The 10,910-nt window shown below is 40.3% G+C and carries 10 protein-coding genes; 1 reads left to right on the top strand and 9 read right to left on the bottom strand.

The features are described from left to right. Nucleotides 1-227: 227 nt before the first annotated feature. On the top strand, nucleotides 228-1,214 hold the full coding sequence (locus tag FHR85_RS13310) for a nuclease-related domain-containing protein (protein WP_167264092.1): 987 nt from the start codon (nucleotides 228-230) through the stop codon (nucleotides 1,212-1,214). A 199-nt stretch (nucleotides 1,215-1,413) separates the two neighbouring features. Here FHR85_RS13310 and rbsB read toward each other — a convergent pair whose 3' ends face one another. From rbsB to FHR85_RS13265, 9 genes are all read right to left on the bottom strand, one after another. Then, nucleotides 1,414-2,361, bottom strand: coding sequence for a ribose ABC transporter substrate-binding protein RbsB (gene rbsB, locus FHR85_RS13305; RefSeq protein WP_167264090.1), 948 nt, complete (start codon nucleotides 2,359-2,361; stop codon nucleotides 1,414-1,416). Nucleotides 2,362-2,412: 51 nt separating this feature from the next. Then, on the bottom strand, nucleotides 2,413-3,351 hold the full coding sequence (locus tag FHR85_RS13300) for an ABC transporter permease subunit (RefSeq protein WP_167264088.1): 939 nt from the start codon (nucleotides 3,349-3,351) through the stop codon (nucleotides 2,413-2,415). A 1-nt stretch (nucleotide 3,352) separates the two neighbouring features. Further along, nucleotides 3,353-4,843 carry a sugar ABC transporter ATP-binding protein gene (locus FHR85_RS13295; RefSeq protein WP_167264086.1) on the bottom strand — a complete coding sequence of 497 codons (1,491 nt, stop codon included), beginning with the start codon at nucleotides 4,841-4,843 and terminating at the stop codon, nucleotides 3,353-3,355. Continuing rightward, on the bottom strand, nucleotides 4,843-5,235 hold the full coding sequence (rbsD, locus tag FHR85_RS13290) for a D-ribose pyranase (protein WP_167264084.1): 393 nt from the start codon (nucleotides 5,233-5,235) through the stop codon (nucleotides 4,843-4,845). The genes FHR85_RS13295 and rbsD overlap by 1 nt, the downstream gene beginning before the upstream one ends. A gap of 1 nt (nucleotide 5,236) precedes the next feature. Then, nucleotides 5,237-6,133, bottom strand: coding sequence for a ribokinase (rbsK, locus tag FHR85_RS13285; protein WP_167264081.1), 897 nt, complete (start codon nucleotides 6,131-6,133; stop codon nucleotides 5,237-5,239). 2 nt (nucleotides 6,134-6,135) lie between these two features. Next, nucleotides 6,136-7,131 (bottom strand): substrate-binding domain-containing protein, encoded by a 996-nt coding sequence (locus FHR85_RS13280; RefSeq protein ID WP_167264080.1) that lies wholly within the window; start codon nucleotides 7,129-7,131, stop codon nucleotides 6,136-6,138. Nucleotides 7,132-7,510: 379 nt separating this feature from the next. Beyond that, the gene (galU, locus tag FHR85_RS13275; protein ID WP_167264078.1) at nucleotides 7,511-8,392 is read right to left on the bottom strand and encodes a UTP--glucose-1-phosphate uridylyltransferase GalU; all 882 of its coding nucleotides are present in this window, start codon (nucleotides 8,390-8,392) and stop codon (nucleotides 7,511-7,513) included. A 136-nt stretch (nucleotides 8,393-8,528) separates the two neighbouring features. Continuing rightward, nucleotides 8,529-8,954, bottom strand: a complete 426-nt coding sequence (locus FHR85_RS13270) for a VanZ family protein (RefSeq protein WP_167264075.1) — start codon at nucleotides 8,952-8,954, stop codon at nucleotides 8,529-8,531. A 453-nt stretch (nucleotides 8,955-9,407) separates the two neighbouring features. Continuing rightward, nucleotides 9,408-10,907 carry an AbgT family transporter gene (locus FHR85_RS13265; protein ID WP_167264073.1) on the bottom strand — a complete coding sequence of 500 codons (1,500 nt, stop codon included), beginning with the start codon at nucleotides 10,905-10,907 and terminating at the stop codon, nucleotides 9,408-9,410. Nucleotides 10,908-10,910 lie beyond the last annotated feature (3 nt).

Here is a 10,910-nt window from a genome sequence, read left to right as displayed (position 1 = left end):
ACCAAGGAAATCCTTGAATTATAGAACGCCTATTGAGTGTTTCATGGATCACGTCGATGACAGTATGTTGTCTCGCTTAATTTGACAAATGAATACAGTTAAAAATCTATGTAGTACCCTTTTTATTATTGCGATAATATCGTTAAGAAGTGATATCCATCTTTCATGACAGATAGCCAATCAATCTCTATAGGCTTATAATGTTATGTATCGAAAGGAGTCATATGATGAATCTATTACCATTGCAAAAGCCGTTAGAATTATTACAATTAGAGGTTCTGATCAAGCGTTATCGTAAGCGAGATCAATATTACGAACAAATACAAGATTATTATCACCGTGAACTCGCAGGTTATTTAGGTGAAAAAGCCTTACAATATTACTTTGCTCTATTACGCTACGAACCTGTTTTCACCCTATTTGACCTACGAGCAAAAGCTTTTACCCACTATTTTCAAATCGACGCCCTCTTAATCACGAGGCAATTCTTACTCATCGTTGAAAGTAAACATACTAAAGGTGTGATCACCGAAAATGATGCCAAACAAATGATTCAACACGTTGATGGTAAAACGAAGTCATTACAACACCCCCTTCATCAAGCTGATATTCAACGCCGCCAATTAAAAACCTTCCTCATGAACCACCAACTTGATCAACTCCCTATCTACACATGTGCAACATTCACGCATCCCGAAGTCATTATTGATATGCCGAATCAACCGAACAATCTTTTCACGCATCACTATTTACTTCAGTTTATTTACGACTTATTAGAAGAAAATCATACTCCGATCATTTCATCCAAACAAGCTCAGACAATCGGCCAATGTTTAGTCGCAAATCATACACCTCGAAATCGGCATTTGGCGAAAGACTGGAATATTAAAGAAAACGATTTAATCCTCGGTCCTTTTTGTTCAAGATGTTCAAAAGTGGTCATGAAACGGGAACACGGAACTTGGTTCTGTCAAGCATGTCAACATTACGATAAACATGCTCATACTGACGCATTACGTGACCTCTTAATCTTTCATCAATACCCTGAATTTTCTAATCAAGATGTGAAAGGTTGGCTCAGCCTTGATTCGTCTCATGTATGTAAGCGACTATTAGCAAATTACGACCGTATTGGGGAAAAGCGATTATCGAAATATAACCTCTCTAAGCTAGTTCCCGAACTCGAGCATCAGTTTCGCCGTATAAAATCTTGATTTCGCTGTATAATTGTAAAAATTCGCCGTATGAGTATGGATTTTCGCTGTATGATAGAGAGAAATCGCTGTATAATCCCTGATTTTCGCTGTATCTCTATTATTTATCGCTGTATCAATATGCTATATTACTCTATCAGTAGATTTAACCAAAAAAATCCTAACTAAAGTCGAGCTTTAGTTAGGATTCTAGTTAAATTTATTCAGCTGTAATCATCTCTAATTCAACTGATTGAGATTTTTCTACTTCCTCACCATTTGCGATCTTCTTCGCGATTTCAACACCACGTTCACCAATGACAGTTGGTTGTTGCTTAACCGTCGCATCCATTTCGCCGTTTTCGATTGCTTCAACAGCATCATCGATTGCATCAAAACCAACAACGGTAACATCTTCTTTTCCTGCTGCTTCTAATGCACGTACTGCGCCTAGTGCCATTTCATCGTTGTGGGCAAATACTGCGTCAATTTCGTCACCTGTTTGTAGGATATTTTCCATTACGCTTAATCCTTCAGCTCGTTCGAATCCTGCTGGTTGTTTCGCTACAACTTCAATGCCATCTTCTTCATCTACAACATTGTGGAATCCTTCTCCACGTTCACGGGCAGCTGACGAACCTGGAATACCTTGAAGTTCAACGACATTACCTTCGCCGCCTAATTGTTCAACAATATAATCGCCTGCCATTTCACCGCCGACAACATTATCAGAAGCAACGTGAGCTACGACTTCGCCACCATCAGCACTGCGGTCGATCGTTACGACAGGAATATCCGCATCGTTTGCTGCTTCAACAGCAGAGACAACTGCTTCTGAATCAGTAGGATTTACAACTAAAACATCAACATCTTGTTGAATTAAATCTTCAATACTACTTAACTGTTGAGCTGAATCATTTTGAGCATCAACTACAGTTAATTCAACATTTTCATCTTCCTCAGCTTTCGCCTCAGCCCCTTCTTTAAGTGTCACAAAGAATGGGTTGTTCTGAGTTGAAACAGACATACCAATATGAATACCATCATCACTTCCAGAATCGCTATCACTCTCTTCATTATCTCCTGAAGTTGGTGATTCTGTTGAGCATGCTGCTAATAATCCAATTACTAAAAACGCTAATAAACTTAATTTAAATTTTGAAAACATCGTGTTTTCCTCCTAATCATAGAATAGTATTTTGACCCATCGGCTAAGCAACTACGACTTTTGACGATCCAATAAGACTGCTAGAAGAATGACCGCCCCCTTTACGATTTGCTGATAGTTAGATGAAACACCTAATAGATTCAAACCATTGTTGAGCACGCCGATAATTAGCGCACCAATCAAGGTTCCAAATATCCAACCACGGCCACCTGATAAACTAGTACCACCCAGTACGACGGCCGCAATGGCATCTAATTCATACGTGAAACCTGCGTTCGGTGATGCAGAGCCTAATCGTGACGTCAAAATAATACCAGCTAATGCAGACAATGCACCAGTTAAGGAATAAACACCGATTTTCACACGATTAACTTTTATTCCTGATAAAATTGAAGCCTCTTCATTACCGCCTAATGCATAAACATGGCGACCAAACACCGTTTTCTTCAAGATAAATAATAAGATAAAGAAAATCACGAACATGATGATAACCGGAATCGGAATACCAAATAAGTAGCCACGACCTATTAAATCGAAAAACTGACTATCTGTGAAACCCGTTACAGGTCTGCCCTCCGTATAGACGAGGGATAACCCTCGGAACATGGTCATCGTGGCAAGCGTTGCGATAAATGGTGCCACTTTACCTTTTGAGATGACAAGGCCATTAAAGGCACCAAGACCAGCACCTGCTAAAACACCTAGCAATACAGCCAAAATAGGATCTAACCCACTTGCCATCATCCCAGCTGTTAAGGCTCCTGCTAAAGCAAGAGTTGAACCAACAGACAGATCAATTCCACCCGTCAAAATAACGAATGTCATACCAAATGCTAATAAACCGACAATTGTAACCTGTCTAAGCATGGTTAATAAGTTATCTAAACTAAGAAACTGTGGACTCATAATACTTAGTCCAGTCATAATGACAATTAAACCAAGTAACGGTCCGATTTTTTGCAGGATTTGTCCTACTGATTGATTTTTCACGTTACTCCCCTCCAGTCGCTGCGTACATAATTTTTTCTTGAGTAGCATCTTCACGTTTTAACTCAGCTCCGATTCGCCCTTCATGAATAACCAAAATACGATCGCTCATGCCTAAGACTTCTGGTAATTCTGAAGAGATCATAACGATGCTAACTCCTTGCTTCGTTAATTCATTCATAATGTGATAAATTTCTTTCTTTGCCCCGACATCAACACCTCTAGTCGGTTCATCTAAAATTAAGATTTTCGGATTAATTCCGAGCCATTTTCCAATGACAACTTTTTGCTGATTACCACCACTAAGCATCCTAACTTCTTGATTTTGACCAGCCATTTTCACATTCAAACGCTTAACTAAATCATCAACGAGTCCCTTTTCACTCTTGTCCGACAAAATGGTTTGATTTGAAACCCCTTTCAAATTAGGCAACGATAAATTTTCTTTTACTGACATAGACAGTACTAGACCCTGTTCTTTGCGGTCCTCTGTCACGAAACCAATTCCAGCATCAATTGCATCAGTCGGCTTTTTAATATTAACTGGTTTTCCTTCGATCGAAATTGAACCGCTTTCAATTGTCCGGTACCCAAATAAGGACTGCATGATCTCTGAGCGTCCTGCCCCCATTAGGCCAGCGACACCGAGAATTTCACCCTCTCTTAAATCAAAATTAATATCTTGAAAGGCATCCGATGTTAACCCATCAACTTTCATTTTCACGTCACCAATTTCGGCATCCCGCTCTGGATAAAGCGTGCCTAATTCGCGGCCCACTAGCATTTGAATAATTTCTTCATATTCAACCGTTTTAGTTTCGCGCGTGCCAATATACTCACCATCACGTAAAATCGAAACACGATCACAAATCCGATAAATCTCTTCCATTCTGTGCGAAATATAAACAATACCAACTTCTTGCTCACGAAGTCGCTCAATCACCTCAAATAATCCTTCGATTTCACGGTCTGTTAAGGCCGCGGTTGGCTCATCCATCACAATCATTTCTGCATCAACGGATATCGCCTTAGCAATTTCAACCATTTGTTGCTGACCAACCGAAAGATTGCCCGCCAATGCTAATGGATCAAGGTCAATGCCTAGCTGTAGGAGATAGTCATTAGTTAACTGTTTCATCTTTTTCGTGTTGGTGACACCCGTTTTTCCGTACTTCAACTCACGCCCTAAGAACATGTTCTCCATGACCGTTAAATACGGAATGATGTTCAGTTCCTGATGAATGACAGCAATACCTGCTTTCTCCGATTCTTTCGGATTATTAAATTCAACTGCCTCACCTTTTACATAAATTTCACCTTCATCACGGCTGTGAATCCCAGTCAAAATCTTCATTAGCGTTGATTTTCCCGCACCATTTTCCCCTAACAATGCGTGAACTTCTCCTGGCAAAACTTCAAAATCAACTTCATTTAAAACTTTATTACCGACAAACGATTTGGAGATTCCCTTCATTTGCACAATTGGTTGCGCCATTAAAAAATCACCCCAGCTCTTAAAATGACATTAGCAAACGGCGTGACCTCACCCGTTCTGATCACCACTTTGGCATCTTGAGTGAGCGCTTTAAACCGTTCATGCGAGACATAATCCGCTTCACCACTATATTGATTAAAAATTTCTTTTTGGACTTCTGCGTTGTTAGTTTTAATTTCTTCAGCTAGCGTGATATGTTCTACTTCCATATCGGACAATACGACTTCTAACGTGTCAGTAAATCGTGGTTGGCCTTTCTTTAATGCCAAATCAATTTTGGGAACATGATCTGGAACAGGTAAACCACAATCCGAAATGACAATCATATCGGTATGACCTAGCGAAGCAAGCACTGTTGCAATATCACTGTTGAGTACACCCTGTTTTTTCATATTATCCACGCTCTCCATTCAATAGTTTCATCACATCTTCACGACTTGGCATACCTGTCTGTGCACCGAATTGACTCACTGATAAAGCACCGGCCGCATTGCCAAAACGAGCAGCCTCAGCATAGGATTGACCCTCTGCAATCGCCACCGCAAAGCCTCCGTTAAAGGTGTCGCCTGCTCCAGTTGTATCAACAACATTCACCGTATAACCAGGAACAATCGAAGCTTCACCGTCTTTGACCATATGCACACCTTCAGATCCATAAGTCACGAAAAAGCGGTCTCGATTGTCATTATAAAAAGTATCTTTTTGCTCATCATCAATTAAAATCTTCAACTCATGTTCATTAGGTGTTAAAAAGTCCACCTTCTCTAACAAGTCAAGATCGATCGACCGAATGGGTGCTGGATTCATGACCACCTTCACATCATGCTGATTCGCCAAATTAACAACTTCCTCCACGCTTTCTAACGGAATTTCAAATTGTAACAGCACTATATCACTTGCTTTAATATCTTCTTCGTATTGGCGGACCAATTCAGGTGTTACATGATTATTGGCACCCGGAACAACGATGATTGTATTATCGTGATCTGCCACGGTAATTTGAGCGATCCCTGTTGGAACCCCTTCAATCACCTCAACCTGACATCGATTAACACCTTGCTCTTTCAAATTATCGATTAGTGGTTGACCAAACGGGTCGTCGCCCACACAGCCAATCATGGTAACATCTGCCCCTAACTTAGCTGCAGCAACTGCCTGATTTGCACCCTTACCACCAGGAATCGTTTGAAAATCTTGACCTAATAACGTTTCACCTTTATTAGGGAAACGTTCAGCTTGGGCTACTAAATCCATATTAATACTTCCAATAACTGTAACTTTTGCTGCCATTACTAATCTTCCTTTCTCATTCGATCAGTAGATTGCCGCCATTCTAAAGTCGGCTGATAAATATGTTCTGTTTCATCTGTTGCTTCGCCAGATATAAGGGACATCAACGCATCAGCTGCCTGTGTGCTCATCTCGTAGATAGGCTGCGACATGGTTGATAACTCCGGAATCGTCATACTACTTAAATCAATCCCGTCAAATCCGATAATCGCTAATTCTTGAGGAACTTTAATTCCTAATGATTCTGCTGCTTTCAAAGCTCCGAGTGCCATAATATCGTTTCCTGCAAAAATGCCATCAACTTCTGGATGTTCTTGCAACAATTGTTTAACCGCTTTAGCTGATTGTTTTTGATCAAAGTCCCCTTGAACAACATAATGTTCATGAAATCTATTAGCTTGTTGCATAATGTTGTAGTAACCTTCGTAACGAGCCGTAGCGTTTTCAACATGCTCAGGCCCTCGAACATGAGCAATACGTTTGCACCCAATATCGATTAAATGTTGCGTCGCTTGCTCAGCTCCTACCGTATTATTCACCATAAATGTCGGCACATTTTCGTGAATCGAACGGTCCAATGCAACAATCGGCATATCATATTGATCAATTAAATCTCGTTTTAACGTATTCGAAACCACAATCGCGCCATCAACATAACGCTGTTTCATCACATCTAAATATAGTCTTTCTTTATCTGGATCTTCATCCGTATTACATAAAATTGTTGTAAACCCTTTTTCAATCAAATAATCTTCTACACCCCGAACAAGTTCAGGGAAATAAGGATTCATAATATCCGGCACCATAATGCCAATCGTTTTCGATTCTTTCTTATATAAACTCCGCGCAACCGAATTCGGTTGATAATTCAACCGAGCAATCGTATCCTTCACCTTTTCGCGCGTCTCTGGATTCACATATCCATTATCATTCATCACACGCGAAACTGTTGCAACAGAGACATTCGCATCCTTTGCCACATCTCGAATTGTCGTCACTTTCATCACCTTATTCATTTTCACTACATTCATATGTAAACGGTTACACATTATGTTTAATAAAATGGATTGCGTTTTGTGTAACCCGTTACATGCATTCTATTATAGTAGTAATTAATTTGTAAAGACATTTTTATAAAAAATTCAGATTAATTAAGTTTTATGATCATCGTTATAAATCCGTAAGCGAGCTCGATGGTATTGCATAGCAACTCGATGATATCTTCGTTCTACTCGATGGAAACCTTCTCGACTCGATGATATTTTTGCTTCACTCGATGGGAAAACTCTGCAACTCGATGGAAAACACCTCTCGACTAATGATAACCGCACCCTAAAAAACCTCTTATTCTAATAATTAGAATAAGAGGTTAGGTCTTCACTGCTTCGTCTTATACGTCTCCAACAATCCTTGCATAAACTCCAAAAGTTCATCTCGTACATCATCACGTTCTAGCGACATTTCGATTGTCGTTTTAAGGAAACCTTTAATCTCACCAACATCATAACGACGGCCTTCAAAATTATAGGCAAAAACGGGTTCTTTATGGTTCAATTCTTGAATCGCATCTGTTAATTGAACTTCATTCCCAGCGCCGAGCTTTTGCTGGTCGAGATACGTCATAATTTCTGGATTCAATATATAACGGCCCATTATCGCTAAATTCGACGGTGCTTCATCTACGGATGGCTTTTCAACAAATGAATTAACCCGATAACGACGTCCATCTTGTTCCATTGGATCGATAATCCCGTAACGATGCGTCTCTTCTTCCGGGACTGTCTGTACACCAATCACGGAATGACCAGTTGATTCATAGTCATCCATCAATTGTTTTAAAGCTGGCTTGTCTGAACGCACGATATCATCACCAAGCAAGACAGCAAACGGTTCATCACCGATAAATTTACGGGCGCACCACACTGCATGTCCTAAGCCCTTAGGTTCTTTTTGGCGAATATAGTGGATATCCACCTTCGACGTTTCGGTCACTTCATTTAATAGATCGAATTTTTGCTTCTCTAATAAAGCATCTTCCAATTCATACGCTCGGTCGAAATGGTCCTCGATCGCGCGCTTTCCTTTTCCAGTTACAATCATGATATCTTCAATTCCTGATGCAATTGCCTCTTCAACGATATATTGAATCGTTGGTTTATCAACGATCGGCAGCATCTCTTTCGGTAAGGCTTTTGTTGCTGGTAAAAATCTCGTCCCTAACCCAGCCGCTGGAATGATCGCCTTTTTCACTGGTTTCATGGTGCATCCTCCTCGATTATCTAATCCACTTGGTCAAATTTATTTGCTCGTCTAAATTTTGTCGAATTAACTGTCAGTTGTATTATCTTACAGAATAAGCTATAAGTGTGATTTTTTCAATATATATGAATGACCATTATTGTCTAATTTTTTTCCACACCAAATAAACACCTATACCAAGCACAGCACCTGCTGAATCAATTAACACATCGCTCACTTGCCCCGCTCGTCCATCGATAAATGTTTGATGATACTCATCAGATGCAGCATACAAGACGGACACACCTAATGCGAGCACGACTCGATTCACCGTCCGAAAATGATGCAAGCGAATCGCATTCATAAGTAAAATCGCTAATACAAAATAAACGAATACGTGCGCCCCTTTTCTTATGAGTACGTGAATAAATTCCGTATCTTCACTGACAAATGGCAATAGATTCAATACCACCTGCATAACACTACCACTTAAATTACTAGATTCAGTCCCTGGTTGATGGGAAAAATAAAAGATTAACGCCATCCATAAAATGACGAGTAACCACGATGTCCACTGGCGCATGGTTGAGTTCCTTTAATACTATTTATATCTAATATAACATGATGTCTGACCCAATTAACGTGCGAATTTTGATTGAAACTATTTCAAAAGGTCGCCGTTATTTGCTCGGTTTCGGCGCGCGTCGTTATATATCAGCGAATGCCGATATAATTGAGATCGCGCCGTTATATTCCAGAAGTCGTCGTTATTTTTCCTATCGCGCCGTTATATTTCTTGAGGCGCTGATACCCACTTTTTATCGGCGACCTACCTGATCAAAACTAGAGCTTAACCATCATGGTCGCTGATATCGTAATTTTATCAGCGACTGAACGCCATTCAGTCTCACCAATCAATACTTTTTCCTATGATAAAGGTCAAAATGTTTATCACAAAGGTTAAATTATTAAATTACCATCAACCCACGCATAAAAAAGCCAGCTCCACGATAAGTGTAGAGCCGGCTAATAAAAATTACATCATCATATTGACACCTGGTCCGAGTGGAATGCCTGTTAAAGCGAAGATAATTAATAGGACAATCCAAATACCTAGGAAGATTAAGCTGTATGGCAACATGAGGGATATGAGTGTACCCATACCAGCTTTCTTATCATACTGTTGCATAAATGCTAGCACGATCAAGATATACGGGTTCAGCGGTGTAATAATGTTCGTCGATGAATCGGCAATACGATAGGCTGCTTGAACAAACGCTGGATCGTAATCAAGTAGCATGAACATCGGCACGAAAATCGGTGCCATTAACGCCCACTGTGCAGAGCCACTGAACACGATTAAGTTTAGCACAGCCGTTAAAAGCACAAAGCCAATAATAACCGGCAGTCCTGTCAACTCGATACTCGTTAAAAATTCTGCACTATTAACTGCTAACCAAGTTCCTAAGTTGCTCCAGTTAAAGTAGTTAATAAACTGAGCAGCTGCGAAGATTAACACGATATAGCTCGACATGTCTTTCATCGCTTCGGCCATATATTTCGGAATATCGCCTGATGTCGTAATCTTCTTCACGGTCACACCATAAGTTACACCAAGTGTGATGAAGAATAATAAGAGAATCGGAACAATATTATCTAAAAATGGAGACGGGATCATGCTTCCATCTTCAGCTCTTAGTGGTGAATTTGGCCAGAATAAGGTTAAGGCAACTAGGCCTAAGTAAATAAAACCTGCAATCACTGTATTGCGTAAACCACGAGATTCTTGAGCCGTCACCTCTTCAAAGGAATCTTCGAAATCACCTGTGTATTCTCCTAATTTTGGTTCGATCATGCGCTCAGTAATTTGCGCACCAACAAATGCTAAAATCACAACTGACGCAAGCATGAAGTAATAGTTATCAACTGGTGTCACGTTAATCGTATCATTAACAGCTTTAGCCGCTTCAGTCGTAATTCCAGATAAAAGCGCGTCTGTACCTGCGATAATTACGTTTGCCGTAAAACCGGCACCCGTACCTGCGAAACCAGCCGCTAAACCTGCAAGTGGATGACGTCCAACCGTATAGAAGACCATTGCTGCCAATGGTGGAACGAGGACGAACGCCGCATCAGAGGCCAAGTTACCGATAATACCTGTAAAAATAACCGCATAAGTCACTAATGCTGGCGGTGCGTTTAAAATAGATTTTTTAATCGCTGTTTCTAATAAACCAACTCGTTGCGCTAGACCGATACCGAGCATCATCGCTAACACTAGACCGAGCGGTGCGAATCCGGTAAAGTTATCGAGCATCGACCCTAAAATATATTGCAGACCTTCACCCGATATTAAACTTTTAATCTCTAAAACTTCCCCACTACCTGGGTGCTCAACTGTTGCTCCAACAAGGCTAAATACTAATGATAATAGCATCACGAAGATCGCTAAATATACAAAGATAAAGAACGGATCTGGTAGTTTATTTCCCCACTTTTCAACCTTGTTAAGGAACCCTTTTTGCTCGTTTTCCATACG

This window comes from Alkalibacillus almallahensis, from assembly GCF_011761495.1.
Taxonomy (GTDB): Bacteria; Bacillota; Bacilli; order Bacillales; family Alkalibacillaceae; genus Alkalibacillus; species Alkalibacillus almallahensis.
This window is presented reverse-complemented; position numbering and strand designations above follow the sequence as displayed.